24 protein-coding genes and 1 pseudogene are annotated in these 22,444 nt (G+C 38.1%); 11 read left to right on the top strand and 14 right to left on the bottom strand.

Annotation, left to right across the window (positions count from 1 at the left end; all coding sequences use genetic code 11):
- The first annotated feature begins 228 nt into the window (after positions 1 to 228).
- Positions 229 to 1,929: a sigma 54-interacting transcriptional regulator gene (locus tag BR30_RS33010; RefSeq protein ID WP_155928534.1), complete on the top strand. Its 1,701-nt coding sequence runs from the start codon at positions 229 to 231 to the stop codon at positions 1,927 to 1,929.
- Positions 1,930 to 1,970: 41 nt separating this feature from the next.
- Here BR30_RS33010 and BR30_RS0110045 read toward each other — a convergent pair whose 3' ends face one another.
- The 6 genes from BR30_RS0110045 to BR30_RS0110020 form a co-directional block, all read right to left on the bottom strand.
- Entirely contained in the window at positions 1,971 to 2,777 is an 807-nt protein-coding gene (locus BR30_RS0110045) for an enoyl-CoA hydratase/isomerase family protein (RefSeq protein ID WP_231507669.1), read from the bottom strand.
- A 282-nt stretch (positions 2,778 to 3,059) separates the two neighbouring features.
- Positions 3,060 to 4,427, bottom strand: a complete 1,368-nt coding sequence (locus BR30_RS0110040) for a dipeptidase (protein WP_026564921.1) — start codon at positions 4,425 to 4,427, stop codon at positions 3,060 to 3,062.
- Between the two features lie 910 nt (positions 4,428 to 5,337).
- Entirely contained in the window at positions 5,338 to 5,835 is a 498-nt protein-coding gene (locus BR30_RS0110035) for a DinB family protein (RefSeq protein WP_026564920.1), read from the bottom strand.
- 394 nt (positions 5,836 to 6,229) lie between these two features.
- Positions 6,230 to 6,766: a sugar O-acetyltransferase gene (locus tag BR30_RS0110030; protein WP_026564919.1), complete on the bottom strand. Its 537-nt coding sequence runs from the start codon at positions 6,764 to 6,766 to the stop codon at positions 6,230 to 6,232.
- An 80-nt stretch (positions 6,767 to 6,846) separates the two neighbouring features.
- Positions 6,847 to 7,269 (bottom strand): gamma-glutamylcyclotransferase family protein, encoded by a 423-nt coding sequence (locus tag BR30_RS33005; RefSeq protein ID WP_051633546.1) that lies wholly within the window; start codon positions 7,267 to 7,269, stop codon positions 6,847 to 6,849.
- Between the two features lie 207 nt (positions 7,270 to 7,476).
- The gene (locus BR30_RS0110020; RefSeq protein WP_026564918.1) at positions 7,477 to 8,370 is read right to left on the bottom strand and encodes an RCC1 domain-containing protein; all 894 of its coding nucleotides are present in this window, start codon (positions 8,368 to 8,370) and stop codon (positions 7,477 to 7,479) included.
- 141 nt (positions 8,371 to 8,511) lie between these two features.
- On the opposite strand from BR30_RS0110020, the gene BR30_RS0110015 reads away from it, so the two are divergent.
- From BR30_RS0110015 to BR30_RS0110000, 4 genes are all read left to right on the top strand, one after another.
- Positions 8,512 to 8,976, top strand: a complete 465-nt coding sequence (locus tag BR30_RS0110015; RefSeq protein ID WP_026564917.1) for a hypothetical protein — start codon at positions 8,512 to 8,514, stop codon at positions 8,974 to 8,976.
- 30 nt (positions 8,977 to 9,006) lie between these two features.
- Positions 9,007 to 9,177 carry a hypothetical protein gene (locus tag BR30_RS37760; protein ID WP_231507668.1) on the top strand — a complete coding sequence of 57 codons (171 nt, stop codon included), beginning with the start codon at positions 9,007 to 9,009 and terminating at the stop codon, positions 9,175 to 9,177.
- A 45-nt stretch (positions 9,178 to 9,222) separates the two neighbouring features.
- Positions 9,223 to 9,639, top strand: coding sequence for a DUF1284 domain-containing protein (locus tag BR30_RS0110005; protein WP_026564916.1), 417 nt, complete (start codon positions 9,223 to 9,225; stop codon positions 9,637 to 9,639).
- Between the two features lie 125 nt (positions 9,640 to 9,764).
- The gene (locus tag BR30_RS0110000; RefSeq protein WP_026564915.1) at positions 9,765 to 10,562 is read left to right on the top strand and encodes a Cof-type HAD-IIB family hydrolase; all 798 of its coding nucleotides are present in this window, start codon (positions 9,765 to 9,767) and stop codon (positions 10,560 to 10,562) included.
- An 83-nt stretch (positions 10,563 to 10,645) separates the two neighbouring features.
- Here BR30_RS0110000 and BR30_RS0109995 read toward each other — a convergent pair whose 3' ends face one another.
- Genes BR30_RS0109995 through queC form a run of 4 tightly spaced genes read right to left on the bottom strand, consistent with a single transcriptional unit; the run spans position 10,646 to position 13,081 of the window.
- Positions 10,646 to 11,185, bottom strand: a complete 540-nt coding sequence (locus tag BR30_RS0109995) for a VUT family protein (protein ID WP_026564914.1) — start codon at positions 11,183 to 11,185, stop codon at positions 10,646 to 10,648.
- 35 nt (positions 11,186 to 11,220) lie between these two features.
- On the bottom strand, positions 11,221 to 11,949 hold the full coding sequence (gene queE / locus BR30_RS0109990) for a 7-carboxy-7-deazaguanine synthase QueE (protein ID WP_026564913.1): 729 nt from the start codon (positions 11,947 to 11,949) through the stop codon (positions 11,221 to 11,223).
- Positions 11,946 to 12,422, bottom strand: coding sequence for a 6-carboxytetrahydropterin synthase QueD (gene queD, locus BR30_RS0109985; RefSeq protein ID WP_026564912.1), 477 nt, complete (start codon positions 12,420 to 12,422; stop codon positions 11,946 to 11,948). The genes queE and queD overlap by 4 nt, the downstream gene beginning before the upstream one ends.
- A gap of 2 nt (positions 12,423 to 12,424) precedes the next feature.
- The gene (gene queC / locus BR30_RS0109980) at positions 12,425 to 13,081 is read right to left on the bottom strand and encodes a 7-cyano-7-deazaguanine synthase QueC (RefSeq protein ID WP_026564911.1); all 657 of its coding nucleotides are present in this window, start codon (positions 13,079 to 13,081) and stop codon (positions 12,425 to 12,427) included.
- 346 nt (positions 13,082 to 13,427) lie between these two features.
- On the opposite strand from queC, the gene BR30_RS0109975 reads away from it, so the two are divergent.
- Complete coding sequence (locus BR30_RS0109975) at positions 13,428 to 16,460, top strand: efflux RND transporter permease subunit (RefSeq protein WP_026564910.1); 3,033 nt, start codon at positions 13,428 to 13,430, stop codon at positions 16,458 to 16,460.
- Between the two features lie 133 nt (positions 16,461 to 16,593).
- Here the strand turns inward: BR30_RS0109975 and BR30_RS0109970 are convergent, their stop codons facing one another.
- From BR30_RS0109970 to BR30_RS36590, 3 genes are all read right to left on the bottom strand, one after another.
- Complete coding sequence (locus BR30_RS0109970) at positions 16,594 to 17,466, bottom strand: YitT family protein (RefSeq protein WP_026564909.1); 873 nt, start codon at positions 17,464 to 17,466, stop codon at positions 16,594 to 16,596.
- A gap of 48 nt (positions 17,467 to 17,514) precedes the next feature.
- Positions 17,515 to 18,081: a tyrosine-type recombinase/integrase gene (locus BR30_RS0109965; RefSeq protein WP_026564908.1), complete on the bottom strand. Its 567-nt coding sequence runs from the start codon at positions 18,079 to 18,081 to the stop codon at positions 17,515 to 17,517.
- A 238-nt stretch (positions 18,082 to 18,319) separates the two neighbouring features.
- A complete protein-coding gene (locus BR30_RS36590; RefSeq protein ID WP_155928530.1) occupies positions 18,320 to 18,490 on the bottom strand; it encodes a hypothetical protein in 171 nt (56 codons plus the stop codon).
- A 296-nt stretch (positions 18,491 to 18,786) separates the two neighbouring features.
- On the opposite strand from BR30_RS36590, the gene BR30_RS0109955 reads away from it, so the two are divergent.
- From BR30_RS0109955 to BR30_RS38810, 3 genes and pseudogenes are all read left to right on the top strand, one after another.
- Positions 18,787 to 19,158, top strand: a complete 372-nt coding sequence (locus tag BR30_RS0109955; RefSeq protein ID WP_026564907.1) for a VOC family protein — start codon at positions 18,787 to 18,789, stop codon at positions 19,156 to 19,158.
- Between the two features lie 24 nt (positions 19,159 to 19,182).
- A complete protein-coding gene (locus BR30_RS0109950) occupies positions 19,183 to 19,584 on the top strand; it encodes a nuclear transport factor 2 family protein (RefSeq protein WP_026564906.1) in 402 nt (133 codons plus the stop codon).
- A gap of 209 nt (positions 19,585 to 19,793) precedes the next feature.
- Positions 19,794 to 19,958: pseudogene (locus BR30_RS38810) on the top strand (IS1595 family transposase); the annotation flags it as partial.
- Between the two features lie 47 nt (positions 19,959 to 20,005).
- On the opposite strand, the gene BR30_RS0109945 reads toward BR30_RS38810, so the two are convergent.
- On the bottom strand, positions 20,006 to 20,260 hold the full coding sequence (locus BR30_RS0109945) for a hypothetical protein (protein ID WP_026564905.1): 255 nt from the start codon (positions 20,258 to 20,260) through the stop codon (positions 20,006 to 20,008).
- A gap of 563 nt (positions 20,261 to 20,823) precedes the next feature.
- Here BR30_RS0109945 and BR30_RS33000 point away from each other — a divergent pair.
- Both BR30_RS33000 and acpP read left to right on the top strand, forming a co-directional pair.
- A complete protein-coding gene (locus tag BR30_RS33000; protein WP_051633545.1) occupies positions 20,824 to 21,771 on the top strand; it encodes a GerAB/ArcD/ProY family transporter in 948 nt (315 codons plus the stop codon).
- A 388-nt stretch (positions 21,772 to 22,159) separates the two neighbouring features.
- Positions 22,160 to 22,387, top strand: a complete 228-nt coding sequence (gene acpP, locus BR30_RS0109935) for an acyl carrier protein (protein WP_026564904.1) — start codon at positions 22,160 to 22,162, stop codon at positions 22,385 to 22,387.
- Positions 22,388 to 22,444: the final 57 nt, after the last annotated feature.

The raw sequence follows: 22,444 nt of genomic DNA, 5'->3' as shown, positions 1-22,444 counted from the left end.
GTTCATCTAGTTTCCTCCATTCAAAATCTCTCTAACTATTACAATTGCAATTTCCGTGCCAAGTTAGATGTCCGTTAAATGGCGACCCTCTATACTGAACTTGTAAATTATCATTAACAGAAAATTGTAAATTGTAAATATAATTAACGTAATACTGTTAACGCTTTCAAATCCTTTTGTTATAATAACCATGAAAAGGGGTGAATACATTTGCATGTTTCCGATCTTATGACATCAAATTTTGTTTGCTGCACCAAAAATCAAACTTTAAGAGAATTACTTCCTATGTTTACAAAAACATCCTCCAATATTATTCCGGTTGTGGATGATTCCAATAAATTAATTGGAATCATCACAAAAAATAAGGTTTTTAAATTGCTGACCACCCAGCCATCCTTGAACACTACCATTGACCAATTCTATACACCCAGTCCAGTCTTCCTTCGCCCAAACGAAGCCATTGAGGATACAAGACAGTTGCTTTTGAAACATAATTTTGGAAATGCTCCGGTTGTTAATGAAGAAGGAGTTCCAATTGGTGTAATCTCTACAAAAGAATTACTGTCTTCTTATAGTTTTGTGTATAGTCAACTAACCTCCGTTCTCGAAATTGCCTATGATGCTATTATTCTTGTAAATAAAAAAGCAGAAATTACCATGATAAACCGCGGATTCACGGATTTATTTGGTTTAAAAGGCAAGGATGCCATCAATAGATCTATGACTGATTTATTCCCTGAACTAGAAATTGAAAATGTCATCAATAGTGGAATCAGCATTCACAATACACCTCGAATTATTGCAGGGCAGCAATCTCTTATTTCGATAATGCCGATAAAGGAAAATGGAGAAATCATCAGTGCCATCTGTAAAGTGACCTACCGTGGGTTAACACATCTTCATGAGGCTTTAACCAAAGTGAAAAAATTAGAAAAACAATTATCTGATTACCAGAGAGAAATTAATGAAATAAAAGGAACCAAATATACGCTATTTGATATTGCCGGGGAATCAGAAGCCATTAGAAAAGTAAAGCATGAGGCGGCCTTAGCCTCTAAAAGCATGTCGACCGTTTTGATTATTGGCGAAAGCGGCACAGGGAAAGAATTATTTGCACAAGGGATACATGCCGCTTCTTCCCAAATGGGACCTTTCGTCCAAGTGAATTGTGCGGCAATTCCACCTGAATTACTTGAATCTGAATTTTTCGGTTATGCAGATGGTGCCTTTACCGGCGCCAAAAAAGGCGGGATGAAAGGAAAATTTGAACTCGCACAAAATGGGACCATCTTTTTGGATGAAATCGGAGATATGTCTCTCCCACTTCAGACCAAAATTTTACGCGTACTGCAAGAAAAAGAATTTCAGCCAATTGGCAGTTCTAAGACAATTCATTTAAACACGAAGATTATTGCTGCTACAAATCAGAAGATCGAACAATTGGTTGCTGAGGGGAAATTTAGAGAGGACTTATACTACCGCTTAAATATCATGCGCTTAAATATCCCTCCTTTAAGAGAAAGACTTGAAGATTTGCCGGATATTATTCAAGCAATTATCAACCGTTTAAACCACAGTGGATTTTACATAAGGGGAGTCTCCCATTCCGCTTTGACCAGATTAATGAAGCATTCATGGCCAGGAAATGTACGTGAATTGCAAAATATTCTTGAAAGAGGAGCTAATTTAAAAACTGGGGATTACATTGATGGGGATGATATTCCAACTTTTAAGGAGAACAATGTGGAATTAACAGGACAAATAAAGCAGCCTTCTTCCACATATAAACAGATGCTCCATTCCAATGAAAAAGAAATGATTTTATCTGCCCTTGAGGAAGCAAAAGGTAACAAAACAAAAGCAAGTCAAATACTTGGCATCAGCAGACCATGGCTTTATGCAAAAATAAAAAAATATCAATTAGACTAGTACAGTTAAAAAGATGTGAGGCAGAGTCTGCCTCACATTTTTTAGTATCCTTTAAAATTTGGTGTTCTTTTTTCTGTAAATGCGGATAAGCCTTCTTGAAAATCATGAGACTTAGTATGATTTTTCAGCGCTAATAATTCTTGTCTTAATGCAATATCCAGAGGTTGTTCTTGTCCATCAGCAGCAAGCCTTTTCATTTCCCTTAAAACAAGTGGGCTCTTTGCGGACATTTTATCTGCAATCTCTTGGACTAAAGTTTCCAGTTCCTCGGCAGGGACCACCTTATTAACCAAACCATATTCCTTCATTTCCTGCGCCGTAATAAACTCTCCGGTAAATAATAAATATTTTGCACGGTTCATTCCTATTTTCCGCGGCAGCCTTACCGCCCCGCCTCCACCAGGCAGCACGCCAAAATTAGCATGTGCATCACCCATTTTTGCTTTTTCTGAGGCAACTATTATGTCGGCCGTCATAGCAATTTCCAAGCCACCAGCCGCGGTAACACCGTTCAAAGCAGCAATTAATGGTTTCGATAAATTGTTAAGTTTTTCAAAAATTCCTCCTGCGAAATCCAACAAGCCCTTTTGTCCATCCGGCTTCTTTTCTAAATCTGATAAGAGTTCTTTCAAATCAGCCCCAGCACAAAATGCTTTTCCTTTACCTGATAAAACAATCACTCGGACTGAATCGTCTTGTTCAATCTCCTGAAGAACCTCTGTTAGTTCATTTAATAAGGTTTTGGTGATGGAATTCATTTCCGAAGGTCTGTTCAAATAAATCCATGCCGTTTGCTTTCTTTTTTCATAAACAATTGTTTGATACGCCATATACCCCTCGCCCTTCATTTTTAATTATTTTGATACAAGTGCAGATATTTCTGTCTGTAAAACTTGACCTCCATTATTTTTAACTATTGCAACTTTCGTGCCAACTTCAATTTAACGATCCTATCAACTTTTGATTTACAAAAAAAAAGACCTGTAATGCATTCTTAACGATTTATGTTTAGAATGCTTTACAGGTTGTAAACAATTTCTATTATTATCACGGATCAAATACGTTTGGCCAATAATAGGGTAATTGCAAAAAGGGCGATGACACATTTATCTGTCATCGCCCTTTCTTATTTACTTCTTAAGTAGCTCTAAAAATGAACAAATTGTTAAGATCCCTTTATCAAAGTTTTCTAAGTTAAAATGTTCATTTGGAGCATGAAGATTTTCATCTGGCAAACCGAATCCCATTAGGACAACCGGTGCATTTAGAGACTGGTTGAAATCCGATACAATCGGAATCGAACCGCCTTCTCTTTTGTAAACCGGCGATTTCCCATAAACGGTTTCATAGGCTTCGGCCGCTTTTTGAATCATCGGACTGTCGATCGGCGTTAAGAATGGATTCCCTGTATCTTGAAGAGACACTTTTACGGTACAGCCTTTTGGCGCCTGTTCTTCTAGATGTTTTTGGATTAATTGCTGAATCTTTTCAGGGTTTTGATTGTGGACGAGACGGCAAGTGATTTTGGCATGAGCCTCGTTCGGGATGACTGTTTTTGTTCCTTCCCCCTGAAATCCTCCCCATAATCCGTTGATTTCTAAGGTTGGCCTCGAACTGATTTTCTCAGGGTATGGGAAATTGTTTTCCCCACCGGTTAAATCTGTTAACCCTAATGATTTTTTTAGCTTTTCTTCATCAAAACCCAATGCTTTAATTTGTTCCTTTTCAAAATCTGTAAGCTCTACCACATCATCATAAAAATGATCCACATTTACTTTTCCGTTTGCATCATGAAGGGTTGCAAGCAGTTGCACTAATAAATGGTTGGCGTTTTGGACTCCCCCGCCAAACATTCCTGAGTGCAAATCCGAATTAGCGGTTTTTAGGGAAAATTCCAGTGCACAAAGACCTCTTAACGAATAAGTGATGGCAGGAACGCCTCTATCCCACATATCTGAGTCAGAAATAACGACTACATCACAAGATAATTTCTCTTTATTTTCGGATAAGTATGGCGGAAGATGAGGACTTCCGATTTCTTCTTCTCCTTCGATGCAAAACTTAACGTTTACCGGTAATTTACCTTCTGTTTTCAATAGTGTTTCCACTGCTTTGATATGTAAGAATGTCTGCCCTTTGTCGTCGGTTGCCCCTCTGGCAAAGATCTTTTCATCACGGATCGTTGGTTCAAACGGAGGCGTTTCCCATAAATGAAGAGGGTCAACGGGCTGGACGTCATAATGCCCATACACTAAGACGGTTGGGGCGTTTTCCTGGTGTAGCCAGTCCGCATAGACAATCGGATGACCTTTTGTCTGGATGATTTCCACATGTTCCATTCCAATGCTTTCTAATTTATTGGCAATCCATGAAGCTGCTTTTTGGATGTCCTCTTTATGCTCGGATAAGGAACTGATGCTTGGAATCCGGAGCAATTCTTTTAATTCCTCAATATTTTGATTATGTTGCTTAGATAATAACTCAGATAATTGATTCATATTATCACCTTTTCTAGTTTATTTTCCCTTCTTATTATATATATAAAGACATGATTAGCTTCAAGTAATACACCTTAACTAACACCTAACACGTAAAAAAAATAAGTACCCGACTCGAATTCTTCACCTCACCTTTTATATTACCCCGCAATAGCTGGAAAACTCATAAATTCCTTCCTCATGTCCCAAAAAGAAATCACATCATGCATTCTAGTTTGCTGGTTATTAAGCAAATAAATGTGAAAGTTCAATGGGTTTTGAATTACTTTGTCATGTTTTGTTGTTTCCAAATGCTTTACTATAATAATTCTCCAAATCGACCAAAACTTAATATGGTTGAAATGATAGAAAGAAATGAAGAGATTCAGATAAATTTCGTATTTTTCTTCTTAATGCCAAGTGTAACAAGCAATAGACTTACAATAATGGACAAGTAAAAAGTGACGCCTAGAAACATCGCATTTTTCTTTCCTTATGGCAGCTTAATTTCAAATTAAAACAGTTTAATATTTCCCCTTATTCGCTTTTCCTTTTTGATATTTCCAGTCCACAATGTCTACTACAATTAGGAAAGTAAGAGCTGTTCCAGATGTAGAATAAAATGCTGAGAATATCAGGAACGATATTAAATCAGGTTATAAACATTGAAAAAAAGCTAAACCAAACTTTTTAATAACAAAACCTTCTTCATTAAACTCAATCCCTAAATGTGTTGTACATGCAAAAAGACGCCTTCATATTTAAGAAAAGCGCCCGACTGTTGAACAGTTAAATATGCGAAAGATCGCTCTGCAAATACGTTATAATTTATTTAACAATCACACCCACTTCACTATAGAGAATGAAAAGGGCTTCTCACCGTCAATAAAGCTTCTACGGCTGGGGTGAAAGGTCGTTGAATTATGGTGCGTTAGGACCAATCAACGCCACCCCAAGAGGATTGCAACTTTCGCAACAGAACAATTTGGCCGAGATGATAGGTATCGTGCATTATGATATTGCTGAGTAAGCGCTCAATAGAGTACCTGTTAGCTGCATACGGGGCTTTTAACTTTTCATCGTCAAGGTCCGCAATGACCGTTTTTAATTTATTCATGACTTCATTAAGGCGCTGCACTGTCTGGGCCCACCCAATTTCGTCTTCTGGATCCCCCGGATTTCCAAAGGTTTCTTCATTGTCTTCTGCCTTTTGCTGATTCTCTGTGCCTTTAATTCGATGGATTACGTCTTCATTCCAAAATATCAAGTGGTTGACAATCTGCCAAATCGAATTGCTGATTCCCGAACTTGTCCATGCTGCCTCAGCTGCGATGACTCCATGAAGCGCTTGATCCATGGATGCAAACCACTCATTCTCATGGCAGTGCATGTCGTGTTGTTCTAAAAACATTTTGGTTCCAACTTGCATACAACCAATCTCCTCACTGTTTAGTTTAATCTTTCAAATCATTTCTTTTGAGAATACAACAAAATCATGATCACTATGACTTTTATTCTGCTCATGAAGCTTTTATTCCTTCATCATGACAAATAAAGTACCCTATAGGGCAGACCTTTTTAAGTGTCTACTCTATAGGGTACATTTTATTTTTCACTCTTGGAGCACCAAAAGCAAGTCCAACACTAAACCTTAAGAGCCGCCAATTTGGCGGCTTTTACTATGTCATTGCTATTTTATTTTCCACTTTGAATTCGTGTAGTAAATTACATACCATTTCGTAAGACTGAAATTTCTATGATAGTTTTGTTATTTTAGTAGTAAAAACTCGCACGGCAATTCCGTGATTAGGAATGCTTAAACATTATATATTTTTCAGTATCTTTGCAGGATTTCCAGCAACTATTGTATTAGTGGGAACATCTTTTGTAACTACAGAACCAGCAGCAACAATCGAATGATCACCAATTGTGACTCCAGGAAGGATTACACAACTACCGCCAATCCATACATCATTACCAATCCTAATTGGAATCGCATAACCACTCTTGTTTCTACCCTTTGGCTCGGTTGAATGACCAGCAGTGTATATCCCGACATTAGGACCTATCATACAGTTTTGTCCAATCCTAACTTCAGCCATATCTAAAATAGTGCAATTATATCCAGCATAGAAATTATCCCCGACATGAATATTGTATCCTAAATCACAATGGAAATTGTGTTCAATACTAGGGTTCTCTCCTACACTACCAAATAATTCTTTAACAATCTTTTCTTTCTTGATGAAATCTTCAGTCGCACTATTGTTAAATTCTAGTACAAGTTTATGTGCTGACATATTTTTAAATTTGAGTTCCTCGGTGCCACGTTGATAATACGTTTTTTCTTTATCACCCATATTTAAACTCCCTTCTCCGGTTATTTATAAAAAACCATATTTCCTTCAAGAAACCTGTCCGGATGTTCCAATAGTGGATCTCATTCTTTCCTTAAAATCGGTGAGGCAGGCTTCGCAAATCTATAAACCTTCCAATCACCTGATTCAATATGATTTTCCAACATATTCCCATGTTGTTCCGCCATGAAATATAGATAGGCTTCAATTTTGCCATTTTCATAAAATACAACTTGCTTTTTGCGGATGTATAAGTTATTTCTACTATTTGGACGGTATCCTTCCAATTCATCCAGCCTAAGAAGCTGTTCCTCGGATACAAGGTACAATTCACCATAGACTTTATCGCTCATCGATTCCTTCAATGCCGGGTAACCATGACCTGTATCAAAAAGACGCCCATTCGCCCATGCTTGGCAGGCGATTAGTGTAGCACCTTTCATTAAATAGTGGTTACTCTCATTTTTTCTTAACGTGCCATAAACGAACACAAAAATATTGTTCATCTCACTTCACTCCATTCATTCAATTCCAGCCTCTCGATTTGTCTCAAGGTCCTTTGCAAATTTCTGTAGTCCCGAAAGACCTCGCCTATTAAGGCAGCCGTGTTATAACAGGTGTCAATATTCAACGTTTCAGACGATGTATGTTCATGGCTGTAACCGGCAGAGAGATTAACACTTTGGATTCCTTGCATTGCCCAAATTCGTGTGTCACTGCTGCAGTTGGATGCCGCTCCAGCCGCTTACATCGCATTGTCTAAATTCATTATCACCCACTGCTATCACCGTGCCGTCCGATTTAAGACCGACGGTATGGGCACAACCCGCCGCTATCGCCACAATATCACGCCAATCACTTACATTACATTGGCCAAACTTATTCCAACCCACAGCCGCCACCGTACCGTCCGATTTTAGGCCAACGGTATGATTACTACCCACCGCTATTGCCACAATACCACTCCAGCCGCTTACATCGCATTGGTCATGTTTATTCAAACCGACAGCCGTCACTGTACCGTCCGATTTAAGCCCAACGGTATGAAGATAACCCGCCGCGACCGCCACAATATCGCTCCAGTCGCTTACATCACATTGGCGATACCGATTATTACCCACAGCTTTCACTGTGCCGTCCAATTTAAGACCGATCGTATGCCAGTCACCCGCAGCGACCGCCACAATTTCATGCCAGCCGCTTACATTGCATTCCCCTTCATTATTTCGTCCCATTGCTACCACCGTGCCATCGGATTTAAGACCAATTGTACGACACCAACCCGCCGCCACTGCTACAATATCACGCCAGTCGTTTACATCGCATTGGTCATGCCTATTCCAACCTACAGCCGCCACCGTACTGTCAGATTTAAGACCAATTGTATGAGCATTACCCGTGTTCGTTGCCATATGAACATTACCAGCGGCGACCGCCACAATATCGCGCCAGCCGCTTACATCACATTGGCCATATTTATTATCACCCACAGCCGTCACCGTACCGTCCGATTTAAGCCCAACGGTATGACGACGACCAGCAGCTATGGTATCTTTAGGCCACCGTTTCACCTTTAACACCGCTTCTTTCGGTGAAATGTAATTCATGTTTTACCTCCTTTAATATAAGTAACCGTGCAATTTCCTGACAAGTATATGTAACTCTACGTTGCTCGTCAAATTCGTACAATCATTTCCTTCATTCTCTAATATCATATAATAGTAGATTGAAAAGGTGGTGATTTAAAATTGTCTGATCGAAATTGGAAGAAATCTTCTGTGGCATATGGTTATGTTACACTTGTAGGAACCGAACCAATCTTAGTAAGACCCAATGAAAAGATACGATTTAATCAACACGGCTCTTTGAAAAACATTAGATTTTCCCAGAATAGAGGTACTATAACCGTCTTGAAATCAGGAGACTATAAGATAGAATATACGTTACTCATTGATGGTCCTGCTTCAACTTCGGTATATGGTATTTTCTTGAATCAATCTTTGGTTCCTGGGAATTCAACCAACTTTGGCATTACAAGACAAGTGAATAATGCAACGCTAATGCTTATAGGACAAGCAATTATCCATATTCCCAAAAATTCCACAATTGAGCTACGAAATATAGGAACTGCTACAGATACACTACTACCGATTTTAGGGAACAACAACATAAATGCCGCATCATTATCGATGGTGAAACTTAGTCAATGTTAGAGGTCAAGGAGGAGAAATGGAACCAGCTTGATGGAAATTGAAGGTGAATTCACGATCGAAATTAGTGAAAAAATTTCAGCTACGCTGCAAACGGTCGGTGATGTTTGTGAGTGTATGGAATTTTTTGCTCCTCTTAGTGAAACAAAAAATGTAATCAATTGTTCAGATGTAATATGTTATGATGAAAAAAGGCAATGTTAACTCATTGTAATTCACAGTTAACATCTATGAACTAGGAGGAGAATTATGTATAAACTTCGAGGTCATCATCTTTTTTGCCTTTTGGGCTATCGGGGAATGGGCTATTCAGAAGAATATGTAAAAAATATGACACGATTGCATCAAACCTTGAGAAATAACCCTAAGACGTTAATTCAGCTCGTTAAGGGTCCTGATCAGTTGTGTGAAAAATACCCCAACTCTGGTCAATACCACTGCCAGGACGACAATATTTATAGAAGAGATCAGGATATTTTAGATAAAATAGGACTTGAAATCGGACAAATTCTGACATGGGAAGACATTGAATCATGCATCAGAAAGTTTGTCGTCCCCTCCGATATTCAAATTGTGTGTAAAACTTGTTCCTGGCGTTCCTATGGAGTTTGTGAGGAAGGTATTCAAGAGATTCATAAATGGAAGGGTTTAAGGGAAGTTAGATAAGCCCATCCGCCTTTCGTTCGTCATTTGCCTCCACTTAAACTTAATTTAATCTGTACACTGAGTTTACAAGACTTTAATATTCAGATGTTATGATTGGATTAACAACGAATGAGGAGGCAATATAAATGAATGTGCGTGCAATGTTTATTGATATGGATGGTACTCTACTAAAAGCCTCAAACAACATTTCCAGCCGAAATATGGAAGCCGTTAATACCCTCATGAATCAGGGAGTCATGGTGTTTCTGGCAACTGGTCGACACTATGAAGTAACAGCTCCTTACCATAAAGAAATTGGATTACGAACTCCAATGATCTGTTTGAATGGTGCCGCTATTCACGATGCAGAGTCAGGAAAAACGATGCATATGAAAACCGTCCGACTGAACGATGAACGATTCCACCATCTGACTGCTGAAAATGCTTGGAATGTTATTATCCATACAGCAAATGGTGTTTATTGCAAGGAGACAAATGAAGAAATTGATTATTGGACACAAGTGGGGCAAATTCCGCCACAATATATTGGAGATTTAAGACAGGCAAATTACCAAGATGTTCTTAAATATAGTGTTCGAACAGGTGCACCATGTCCAAACATTTCCGCATTATTTAACAAGGAAGCAGAAGTCATCAATTGGAATGATGGGTTTGAATTGCTTGCTCCTAATGTTTCGAAATGGTCTGCATTAAAAAGCCTCCTTCGTGAATATCGGATCAGTCCAAATGAAGTTGTCGCTATTGGAGACGGACCCAATGATATCGAGATGCTTCGACATGTTGGAACTGGTGTAGCAATGGGGAACGCAAGTGAAGACGTTAAAGCGGCGGCTGATTTTATTACAGGACACCACGAAAATGATGGATTAGCTCAGTTTATAGAACGATATCTTCTTAAATCAAAACAATCCTATGCGATTTAGAGTTGTTTTATATCTAATGTAAATAGTAGCGATTATCAAAAAGCTCCAAACCGAATGAACTTGGTTTGGAGCTTTTTTTTACATTATTTTGACAGTGCATTTTTAGTCGTTGAGTTAGTTACCTGGCTTAAAATTACTGCTGCGATTCCCTGGATAATCGTTTTCACAATGACTTGCCCGAGAATTGCTGCAGGTACGGCCTCCCATGGTAAGAAGTTGGCTCCCAGCGGGCTAAGGCCAATTATGACGAAGATCACCGAATCCAATAGGCCCCCGACGATTCCACTATAAAAAACTCTCCAGCTCATAGGCAGTTTCAATCTTGTATAAATCTCTGTATCTGTTGTTTCTGCCACAGCAAACGAGAGAGCCGAAGCTAAGACGATGATTAGTGTATCCCCTAAAATGGATGACACAACTGCAGATAGAAATAAAGCAGTTCCTATGAAAATATAAGTCTTCTTTCTTCCATATTTATTTTGGACCAAGTCTCGAAAGATAAACGTGGCACCAATAAATAATGTTCCCATTGGAACAATAAATACGCCCATTTGCAACGGTGCGAAAGCTGCCGTAACAACGTTCGCCGTAACGATTGATATTAAATACAATAGAATTCTCATTCTATCCCTACTCTCTTTGTAACCTTTATTCGTCCTTACACGCCTCGCTTATTTCCCCAAAGCAGGGCATGTAATTGTGGTAAAACTTTTACATCATTCAACTCTGGGTCTAAAACCACACAATCGACTAACCACTCATATTTCTTCAGTAACTTTTCAATTAATTCATTGTTATTCACATTCGTGATATCATCATTCCCAACCTGGAGGTAAAAAGGAATCTCTGGGTAGCGGTGATGAACCTTTTTCGCATATTCAAGATCGTTTACATCAAAGATGACGACCTTAAGACTCACTTGATGTTTAAAATCATTATCGTTTAAATTTTGAAAAATAGAATCTAAGATTTCAAAATTTGTGACCATATTGGAACTTGGCGGCTTTGGTGAAATCGTTAGCTCATCAACGTTTAAGAACCAGTCTTGCCATCTGCTCCCTTGTGTTTCGATACCAATCTTGATGTCTTTTTCTTTTAATAAATCAATAAATACATCTAAATTTTTAAGCAGTGCCGGATTTCCCCCAGAGATCGTCACAAACGAGAAATTATCGCCGCCGACTTTTTTTAATTCTTCCCAGATTTCTTCAGCGGTCATTTGTTGAATATCCTCTTTGGCGCTGCCATCCCATGTAAAGGCAGAATCACACCAGCTGCAGGAATAATCACAGCCGGCCGTCCGTACAAACATTGTTTTTTGACCAATAACCATCCCTTCTCCTTGAATGGTTGGGCCAAAAATTTCTAGAACAGGAATCTTACTCATTCCTCCATCCACTCCCTTCTCGCTTCTGCATAGCTGGTCGGAGTTTCAAAGAGACGGACAAATTCCACTCTTGCTCCATGGTATTGATCCATTCGCCCTTCTGTTGCTAATGCTTCCTTCATTTTCTCGTAAATCCAAACCACCATATTTTCCGCAGTTGTATTCATGTATGGTAAGGTTTCATTTAAGTATTGATGATCAAGGAATATTTCAATTTCATTTTTCCAAATTTCTTTAATATCGCCAAAGTCGATCATTAAGCCACGTTCATCAACAAAACCGCTGATTCCAAAAATAACCCTGTACGTGTGGCCGTGCAAATTTTTGCACTTGCCTTCGTAGCAATGCAAGTGATGCGAAGCATCGAAGGTAAACTCTTTGCTTACGAGTACACGTTTATGATGATATTTTAATTGATGTGGATGAATGTCCTCATTTATTTTTTGAAGTTTATCAACGATTCGAAAACCCATCGCTAAAACCTCCCATTTAAAAAGTCTTCAAGCCCTCTTTTTCGTAATACGCAGGCTGGGCATTCGCCGCATCCATCCGCAATCACACCATTGTAGCAAGTTAATGTTTTTTCACGAACAAACTCCAATGCGCCTAATTCATCCGCTAGTGCCCATGTTTGTGCTTTGTTGATCCACATTAACGGGGTGTGAATGACAAAATTATCGTCCATGGATAGATTCAGGGTAACATTTAGGGATTTAATAAAAATATCACGACAATCTGGGTAGCCGCTAAAATCTGTTTCACACACACCTGTGACTAAATGCTTGGCTCCAACCTGACGTGCTAAAACACCAGCAAAAGTTAGGAATAATAGGTTACGACCTGGCACAAATGTGGAGGGAAGTTCCCCTTCACCGCCATCAGTCACTTCAATATCTGAACGCGTTAACGCATTAGGGGCTAATTGATTTAGTAAGGCCATATCTAAAATATGGTGTTTGACACCAAGTTCATTGGCTATATTTTTGGCACATTCAATTTCTAAACTATGCCTTTGATTGTAATCGAACGTAACGACTTCTACTTCTTTAAATTGTTTTAAGGCCCAAAATAAGCAAGTGGTGCTGTCTTGGCCACCACTAAACACAACAATTGCCTTCTCGTTTTTTAACATTTTTCTCTAAACTTCCTTTCAAATAGAAAAAACAGTACCCCAAGATAGAAGTACTGCTTCATCTTAGTTTTTTTAATGAGGGGGGCTAGAACCTCGTTTGCATAAATGCAAGGATATATTAATTTATATGACTAAATGATTATAAACTATTATTTTAATTTTTTCACCTATTTATCGACAAATTTTGCGTACTTTTCTTTTCAAGACTACAACAGTACTCATCTTATGGTATTTATTTTTTCGAAATTAACTTTTTGTAAAATTAGGAAAAACACCCTATTAATAGTATTAGGCGGATGGTATAATTTACCTGAATTTACCACTTAAATACTAGGAGGGCCTCTTTATGACTTGGTTTACCAAATGGGCGTTACGGAACAAAGCGGCATTAGCTTTCGCTGTTTTTGCTTCAATGATTTTTGGTGTTTTTAGTTACACCACGATTCCAATGGAACTGATGCCATCTGCTGATCAGCCTTACGTTACCATATCAGTGGTTGGAAATGGTATGGATGCGGTAAGCATGGATGAACAGGTCACACAGCCAATTGAAAAAGCATTAAATGGTGTCAGAGGAAAACAAAACGTAGCAGCGCAAACAGGAAATAACTTTACGCAGATGACAGTCACCTTCGAATCTGACATTAATGTAAAAGAAGCGAAACAGCAAATACAAGAAAGAATTTCAATGGTTAATCTCCCCAATGGAGTCATGAAGCCATACGTCGTTAACCTGAACACATCTGAAATTCCGATTGTTGAACTAGGTCTTACCTTTGACAAAGAAATTGAAAATCATGAGCTAAATCTCGTAGAAAACGAGATTATGCCGATGTTCCAAGATCTAAAAGGTGTCGGTAATGTCATCACAAACGGCGGTAACAATCAACAGGTGCTGATTAAAGTCGATCCTGACAAATTAGCGGCCGCACAATTCCCGCTTGAAAAGCTTTACACTCTTCTTCAAGGAAAAAATGCATCTGTTGCTGTGGGCGAACAAACCCTAAACAACGATGCAACAAGTATCATCGTAACAGGAAAATTGGAATCAGTTGATGACCTCAAAAACATCCAGTTAAACAATAAGACCAAACTGCAAGATGTCGCTGATGTCACCATGCAAAAAGATACCCAAAGCATCACGCATTTGAACGGGAAGAATTTTATCGACGTCGTTATTCAGAAGGATTCCACTTCCAATGCGGTAACCCTTGGAAAACAGGTGGAAGATACGGTGAAAAGAATCAATGACGACTACAATGGAACACTACAAGCTACTATTTTTATGAATTTAGGGAATACCGTTCTTGATTCAATTAACTCGATGACTAGAGAAGTATTGACCGGAGCATTATTTGCGACTCTTATTATCTGGTTATTCCTTCGAAGTTTCCGAATGACCCTGATTACGATTGTCAGCATTCCACTTTCTCTTTGTATTACAATGATTTTACTTTCTTTTTTTGGCGTTACGTTAAACATCCTCACACTTGGAGGAATTGCAGTATCGGTTGGACGGCTCGTGGATGACAGTATCGTTGTCGTTGAAAATATTTACCGAAGGAAGAAAGAACATGATCTAACCCCTGCCTTTCTTATCGAAGCTGTAAAAGAAGTAGGTGCAGCCATTACGTCATCCACGCTTACAACGGTGGCCGTATTTCTTCCGATGATGATTGTTTCGGGAGGTTTAAGAGACCTTGTTGCCCCGTTTGCGATTACGATCACTTGTTCACTACTAGCTTCATTGCTTGTTTCACTGACAGTCGTACCAGCACTTAGCGCCCGCATGATGAAAAAGGTAAAGGTGAAAGAACACAAGACCAATTCGTTCTATCCCACTGTGTTGAAATGGTCGCTTAATCATAAATGGCTTCCTATCATACTAGTAATTCTTGTTGTGGTCGGGTCAGTTGGGTTATTTGTGAGCATGCCTAAAGGGTCTGTCGATCAGAAGGATTCCGCCTACATAGCCATAAGTCTTCGCTATCATAACGGAACCCCATTAAGCGAAATAAATGACGGGATTTCGAGAATGGAGAGCATTCTTGCAGATAAACAAGGGGTGAAAAACCATATTGCTATAGCAGGAGTCAATGAAGCTGCTGCACAGTATGGCAATCTGCAAGATGCAAACGTCGTTCAATTTATGGTTTTCCCTAAAGAAGGGACCGATTCCGCCAAATTTGTAAAAGACATCCGAAAAACAAAAGATCAGTTTCCAGGTGTGGAGCTGACTGCAGACACCGCTGGTTTGTTAGGAGTCAATAAAACGACGGTTTCAGTCGATATCATAGGTAAAAATGAAGCAGACATAAAAAAAGCAGCTGAGATTGTCAAGAAAGAAATTAGCACCATCGATGGTGTACAAAAAGTAGACAGTAACGATCAAAATACAAAGCCAACGGTTACGATTACGGTGGATTCGAAGTTATCCAACGCACAGGAAATCTCACAATCTATTTATGCCATGATTCAGCCTACTGCGATTGGAAGTATGAAAATAGATGGTCGGACCACTACCGTTAAATTAGGTGCCATCAAAGAAATTCAAACTGTGAATGATTTAGAAGATTTGCAGCTCATGACACCAAATGGACCAGTTGCTTTATCAAGCATCGCTAAGATAGAAGCGAGTAAGGAGCAAGGTACCATCTATTCAAAAGACGGCCATCATTATCTTCAAGTAAATGCTTTTGTGGATTCAGATAAACTGGTGGACGTGGCGAGCGAGATTCAAAAACAAATCGTAGGATGGGACAAAAATAATAAATTTGGAAAAGAAACAAGTGCAGCAATCACTGGTTCTGCGATGCAGTCATCGGATGATTTAGTAGAGCTGGGTAAACTGGCGATGTTCTCGATTGGTATTGTGTTTATGATTTTGTTGGTTACCTTAAAGTCGTTCCGTGCAAGCATTGCTATTCTGATTACTCTGCCGCTTGCGGCTATAGGTTCTCTATTAGGATTGGTGATTACTCAATCTAGCATTAATATCTCTTCTGGAATCGGGATGCTGATGCTTGTTGGAATTGTTGTCACAAATGCGATTGTACTGGTAGATCGAATCCGTCATAATGAGGCAAATATGAGTATTCGCGAAGCGATTATGGAAGCGGGAAAGGTACGTCTAAGGCCGATTCTGATGACAGCACTTGCCACTGTGTTTGCGATGCTTCCGCTTCTTGTTGCACATGAATCGGCGATGAGTTTAAATCTTGTTTCAAAGGGACTTGCGGTGGTGGTCATTTTTGGTCTCATCGTGTCCACCCTTTTAACGCTGATTGTGATTCCAACCTTCTATGAATTATTTCATTTCCGCAAAGCAAAAAAACAAAGGCTGCATAGTAACCACGTATCAGATACGTTAGGTCAATAATAAGGAAATTGCAAAAAGGGCGATGACACACCTATCTGTCATCGCCCTTTCTTATACATACCACGTTAAAAAACATGACTTGCATTTATGATTTATTTTCAATTGCCACTTCATTTTGATTTCACCCATTAAGCTAATGAATGTTATGCTTTCTGAAATTTCCGCCCTTCACCTCTGCTACGTCATATACGGTAACAAAGGATTTTGGATCCAGCTCATTGATGATTTCTTTTAATTTTGTTTCTTCTAAGCGGTTAATGACACAGGTGATTTCTTTAAATTTTTCATGGGAAAAGCCGCCATAAGCTTCTTTATACGTTGCACTTCGACCTAAACGATCCCGGATGGTATCTACCATTATTTCAGGCTGAGTGGTGATAATATTGAAGGTTTTCGACCCGCTTAACCCTTCTTCTACAATGTGAATCACTTTCGAAGCAATAAAGTAAGCAATGGCCGACAGAATCGCCCCTTGTAAACCAAATGCGATGCCAACGAAAATAAATACAAATATGTTTAAGAAAAGAATGAGATCACTGGTACCAAACGGTAATTTTCGAGATAGGAGGACGGCAAGCATATCAATTCCATCTAACGCACCGCCATTCCGTAAGGCTAACCCCATCCCAAATCCAAGGATAATACCGCCAACCACGGTAACTAACAAAGTATCGCCATCAATAATAGCAGGGGTATGGTGTAAGAGACTTGTTCCAACCGCTAGGGAAGCGATCCCGATAATGGAAAATAACGCGAAACTTTTCCCAATTTGCTTATATCCTAACCAGATAAAGGGAATGTTAATAACAGCAATGAGAACACCTAATGGTAAATCAAATAGTTCTGAACCAACGATACTAAGACCCGTCACTCCTCCATCAGATACGTGGTTTGGAATGAGAACCGTTTCTAGTCCATAGGCTGCGATTAATCCCCCGATAATGACCATTAATCCGCGCAGAAAAAATTTTAGTTTATTAGGTTTATGTGTTTTGTTTGTAGTCATATATTTCCTCTCTTCCCTTTACTTATCATCTCTATGGATTTAATCAACTCATAAATTTACATCGATTTGAGTGGTAATTAACTCTTCTTTTGTTATTCCTAAAAATTTTAGTGTCTCCGATGGTGTTGAATGGTTAAAGTGTTTTTGTAAGAGTGCAATCGAGACACCTTGTATAAAGGCATGAAATCCAAAGGTTTTCGCTAGTGAATTGGTCCCGATTTTCCCTTCAATGCCTACCTTAACAGCTGCTTCATGGATGATTCGATAGGCCTGTTGTCGTGTAATCGGCTGCTTAAACTTACGAGATTGGAATAAATAAATTTGTTCTTCGCAGTTGACCTGGTCTAAGTAAGACTTTACTGCTTCTTTCACTTTTTTGTTTAAATATACAGACTTCCTCCTTTCACTCTCCTGCTCGGAGTAATGATAAAAATCCTTCATTTCACCATTACTATTAAAAAGTTCCTTTACCTTAATCAGTAGTAGTTCAGATATTCTAAGCCCTGTATTTATTCCAACAACAAACAATAAATAATCCCGATATGAATGTTCTTTAAGGTAATTTTTCATGGCATTTATTTGTTCTAAGTCTCTAAGTGCATCCACTGTTTCCACCGAATCATTACTCCTTCAATGTTACTTAACTAAAGTATAAATTATATTTGAGTAACATTCAAATCTCCCGCCTATGAATAAAGGGATTTATTTATCATCGGAAAATGGATGTACAAGTATACTAGTCCCTGTGAAACACGAAAAAAAGGCCTTAGCAATTGTTATGTGACGGGCCCACTTCTTCGTTCAAAAAAAATAGCTACTAAAATAGCAGCTGGTTCTTAAACAAAGTATGTAATTAATGATGTTCCAGGAATTTAATAGCTGACCGAATAGACCGAATAAGACCTGGTCCGATTAATTCTGCTAAATCCAAAAAGAGATCAAGGAATTCCCACCATATGGATTCCCTCCCTTCTTCTTTTCTCTTATTCCTTCGGGCCTTTCTTTTCTCATAAAATGTACTCACCATACTCTCTCCCATCTCTTCTTTTTCCCAAGATTTTAATCAAAACATTATCTTTTTTATATAAGTATGGAGCGATCGGAACCAAAAAATTGTTTTATTGTACATCAAAAATCTCACCTTTTATAATACCATTATTATACAATTCTTTTTCCATTTTTTACCTCTCGAAAATTTTTTCAACTGAAAAATATCACATGTGAAATGTACTCAAGTCCCCCTAAAATTTATGGGAAATGTTGTGAATTTCAAAGCACTCATTTATAGTAAAAATAAGTAAGGTAAAAGGAGGAGAATATATGAAACTTGGCGCATTTTCTGTAAGTTTAAACGTAAAAGACATTCATCTATCCAAGTCATTCTACGAAAAGCTAGGATTTCAATCTTTTGGCGGGGACATTAGTCAAAATTGGCTTATTATGAAGAATGAAAATTGCATCATTGGGCTTTTCCAAGGAATGTTTGAAAAGAACATTCTGACCTTTAATCCTGGTTGGAATGAAAATGCCGAAAATCTCGAATCGTTTACGGACATTCGTGATATTCAAACACAACTTAAGACTGAAGGAATAAAAATGCTGACGGAGGCAGACGTAAACACAGAAGGACCAGCACATTTTATCATAGAAGATCCAGACGGGAATCAACTTCTCTTCGATCAACATCGATGAAAATAAGGAAAAAGGAGGCTTAATATGAACACGGAACAGCAGGTTACATCCAACCTCTCAACCAAAGAGAAAGCAGTGTCTTTTTTACAGCTCGTCGCATCAGGGAAAGTTCGCGAAGCATACCAGACTTTCGTTCATCCTGACTTTCGTCACCACAACCCTTATTTCCGCGGCGATGCAGAATCACTCATGATCGCTATGGAAGAGAATGCAGCATTAAATCCCAACAAAATCCTTGAGGTCAAACTTGCAATTCAAGAGAATGATAAGGTTGCGGTCTACTCACATATAAGGCAGCATCCAGAGGATCATCTTGGAGGAGCTGTGGTACATATCTTCCGTTTCCAGGATAACCAAATTGTTGAATTGTGGGATATTGGACAACCCATACCAGAAGATTCCCAAAATGAGAACGGCATGTTCTAACGGACTAAAGTGGATGTGCTGTTAAAACACGTTTCTCCTATTTGTTACTTGTTTGCTTTCAAATTTAGTGTAACAAATTAGGAAATTAAGTGGATTAGATTACATGAAAATATGTAACGCCATTAAGCTTATGCTTATGTAAAGAAGGTGCATTAACCCGGAAACGAGTTTTTGCACCTCTTTACTACTATTCCCTCCTTTCCTCTTAACGGTTCCAGGTTGTCGCTACAAAGTACCTCGATAATTATCTATATTGGTTTAGTTGGTTGGACTTTAGCAAAAATTTGGCATTTGAAAAACTAGTGGAACAAATGCTTATTTTGGCGTGTCAAAAATCAAGTATTACGACAGTTGAAACGCTTCGAGTGTCTTAACTGCAGAAAAAAAGAACGTCCATTGTTGGATGGCGATCTTCGGGTTATTAAAATTCGTTTAGGAAAGCAGCTCCTATGATTCCTATTAGGGAAACAGTAAGAATCACAACGATACTAAGAACAACAGAAATCCATTTACCTTTCCCTGAATTTCTAATACCTAATACAAGAGCGATAATAGGGCACAGAATCATTGAGATAACAACGATAGGCCCCAAATTTCCGAACGAAATGTTCGCTTGGATTAGACCAAAAAGAATAAGGGATATGGCTAGAAAAATATATGGTAATACCTTGGACAAAGTTGAACCTCCTATTTCACAATATATGGAATATTCTCATTGTACCATAAATCAAACCCACTTATTAAATAAAATGGTACAATTTTCCATATATAGTTTATTTATGCATTTAATAACCTATATATATATTTCATCTAAAAACAACAATATCCAAACAAAAAAATACCTTTGATTTATTAAATCAAAGGTCAAAGTTGAACTTAGTGGTCTAGGCTAAGTCCATTTTAGGAGGTCTAAACTCTGAAGAATTTAAACTATTATTATATTAACACACGATGTATATTTATACAATAATTTTAATAATTATTTACATTCTATCTTTGATTGCTTTTCCATTAACTTAATGCACCATTTTTGAATTCAAGCATCCGTTACTTTAATAAGTAGCTATTCTTTATTGTGTTTTTATCCTTAAAATAAGAAAACATTCTTTCCTACCGAATAATTTCATCAGACCTATTTAGTTTTTTATTGTATATATTCCACTATATGGAAGGATGCTAACAAAATACCAAAATTGCCCGCAGCAGGTTTGAGTCCATTGAAAAAGGACTGATTTGTCGATGGAAAAAGAAAAAATAAGCAATGGTCAATTATTTACGATAATTTTTTTGTTTGAAATGGGTACCGCAATTGTCCTTCCAGTCGGATTGGTATCACATAGGGCAGTGTGGCTATCGATAATTCTTGCTTCTATTGGGGGAATACTCCTCTATCTTCTTTATCATTATCTTTCTTCGGAGTATCCAGATCTTTCGTTAAGCGGGTATGCCCAGAAGATTCTTGGTAAATATATTGGTTGGTTTGTCTCATTTATATATATTATTTTTTTCATTTATTTTTGTTCCAGAGACTTAAGGGAAACAGGCGATTTATTAACCTCAAGTGTCTATTCTGAGACTCCGTTTTTAGTAATCGTTACCTTACTAATCATTGTGGTAATTTATGCATTGAATAAAGGGATTGAGGTTTTAGCAAGAACTGCTGAGATTTACTTTTTAGTTCTTATTATTTTTGGCTTTTTCGTTTATCTTTTCATCATTGTATCTGGAATAGTTAAAGTGGAAAATCTAGTACCACTTCTAGAAGAAGGATGGAAACCTATTATTGAAAATGCCTATCCAGCTATATTGATGTTTCCATTCGGTGAAATGATTTGCTTTGCATCGATTTTCCCGAATTTAAATAATCTTAAATCTGGAAGAAAGACAGGAATTTCTGCCTTAACTTTAAGCACAATCGTTTTAGCTTTTACTCATGCCATTGAGATTTCTGTACTTGGGGAATCTAGGTACGGTAGGTCCGCTTTTCCTTTGTTATTGACTATTCAAAAAATTGAGTTAGGAGATTTCCTTCAGAGGCTTGATATGCTTGCTGTATTAGCTTTGATTGTTTGCGTCTTTTTCAAGATTTCTATCTATTGTACAGCTATAGTAATTATGGTATCTGACATATTTAAAGTACAAAATAAAAAAAATTGGTATTGCCTATCGGATTTTTGGTCATTTTAAGCTCCAAGATGATCGCCAGTAATTTATCAGAGCATCTCAAAGAAGGAGAATTGGCTATTAAGATTCTCTTACCTCTCATTGCTGTAGTATTTCCTTTGTTGCTTTTTGTGGTCCATTTAATACGGAAAAAATTTGGTGGACAACTTTCCACTGTGAGCAATGAAAATAAAGAATAAATACAGCCCCTCACCGTTTGCACTGAAAAGGGCTTATTTCCTTTTTTTCTATCAGGTACTCGAATAAGCTTTATTAAACTGAAATACATGTATTTCTCATCCATTTCAATCTTACTCCAGTTGAATATGACGGAAATTGGCAAAACTTTCATGTTTTACGCCTTGAATTCGGTTGTTATAATGGTGGCTACGAATACATAGGAGGATATCCAATGACCACATTTGAAAAATTAAAACCTATTATTGCCGATCAACTCGGTGTGAAAATGGAGAATATCAAACCAGATGCATCATTTAAAGACGATTTCGAAGCTGACTCACTTGATATGGTGAACCTGACGATGGAAATTGAAGATGAATTTGCGATCGAAATTAGTGAAAAAATTGCCGCAACACTTCAAACGGTCGGTGACGTCGTAAAATATATTGAAAACCGTTAACAAATAAGAACGGCGGATAGCCCATCGCAAGCGGACGCTTGAACCTGGGTGAACGTA

The organism is Bacillus sp. UNC41MFS5 (genome assembly GCF_000686805.1).
The sequence above is the reverse complement of the archived record's forward strand: the minus strand, read 5'-3'. Positions and strand labels throughout refer to the sequence as shown.

Bases quoted from the DNA above. Each gene is read 5' to 3' on its own strand.
- BR30_RS0110035 (WP_026564920.1), bottom strand. From the start codon at position 5,835: ATGCAAGTTGGAACCAAAATGTTTTTAGAACAACACGACATGCACTGC.
- BR30_RS37760 (WP_231507668.1), top strand. From the start codon at position 9,007: ATGGAAATTGAAGGTGAATTCACGATCGAAATTAGTGAAAAAATTTCA.
- queE (WP_026564913.1), bottom strand. From the start codon at position 11,949: ATGAGTAAGATTCCTGTTCTAGAAATTTTTGGCCCAACCATTCAAGGA.
- BR30_RS0110000 (WP_026564915.1), top strand. From the start codon at position 9,765: ATGAATGTGCGTGCAATGTTTATTGATATGGATGGTACTCTACTAAAA.
- queD (WP_026564912.1), bottom strand. From the start codon at position 12,422: ATGGGTTTTCGAATCGTTGATAAACTTCAAAAAATAAATGAGGACATT.
- acpP (WP_026564904.1), top strand. From the start codon at position 22,160: ATGACCACATTTGAAAAATTAAAACCTATTATTGCCGATCAACTCGGT.
- BR30_RS0109970 (WP_026564909.1), bottom strand. From the start codon at position 17,466: ATGACTACAAACAAAACACATAAACCTAATAAACTAAAATTTTTTCTG.
- BR30_RS0110005 (WP_026564916.1), top strand. From the start codon at position 9,223: ATGTATAAACTTCGAGGTCATCATCTTTTTTGCCTTTTGGGCTATCGG.
- BR30_RS0110030 (WP_026564919.1), bottom strand. From the start codon at position 6,766: ATGGGTGATAAAGAAAAAACGTATTATCAACGTGGCACCGAGGAACTC.
- BR30_RS33010 (WP_155928534.1), top strand. From the start codon at position 229: ATGACATCAAATTTTGTTTGCTGCACCAAAAATCAAACTTTAAGAGAA.
- queC (WP_026564911.1), bottom strand. From the start codon at position 13,081: ATGTTAAAAAACGAGAAGGCAATTGTTGTGTTTAGTGGTGGCCAAGAC.
- BR30_RS0109975 (WP_026564910.1), top strand. From the start codon at position 13,428: ATGACTTGGTTTACCAAATGGGCGTTACGGAACAAAGCGGCATTAGCT.
- BR30_RS0109955 (WP_026564907.1), top strand. From the start codon at position 18,787: ATGAAACTTGGCGCATTTTCTGTAAGTTTAAACGTAAAAGACATTCAT.
- BR30_RS0110045 (WP_231507669.1), bottom strand. From the start codon at position 2,777: ATGAAGGGCGAGGGGTATATGGCGTATCAAACAATTGTTTATGAAAAA.
- BR30_RS33005 (WP_051633546.1), bottom strand. From the start codon at position 7,269: ATGAACAATATTTTTGTGTTCGTTTATGGCACGTTAAGAAAAAATGAG.
- BR30_RS0110040 (WP_026564921.1), bottom strand. From the start codon at position 4,427: ATGAATCAATTATCTGAGTTATTATCTAAGCAACATAATCAAAATATT.
- BR30_RS0109995 (WP_026564914.1), bottom strand. From the start codon at position 11,185: ATGAGAATTCTATTGTATTTAATATCAATCGTTACGGCGAACGTTGTT.
- BR30_RS33000 (WP_051633545.1), top strand. From the start codon at position 20,824: ATGGAAAAAGAAAAAATAAGCAATGGTCAATTATTTACGATAATTTTT.
- BR30_RS0110020 (WP_026564918.1), bottom strand. From the start codon at position 8,370: ATGAATTACATTTCACCGAAAGAAGCGGTGTTAAAGGTGAAACGGTGG.
- BR30_RS0109950 (WP_026564906.1), top strand. From the start codon at position 19,183: ATGAACACGGAACAGCAGGTTACATCCAACCTCTCAACCAAAGAGAAA.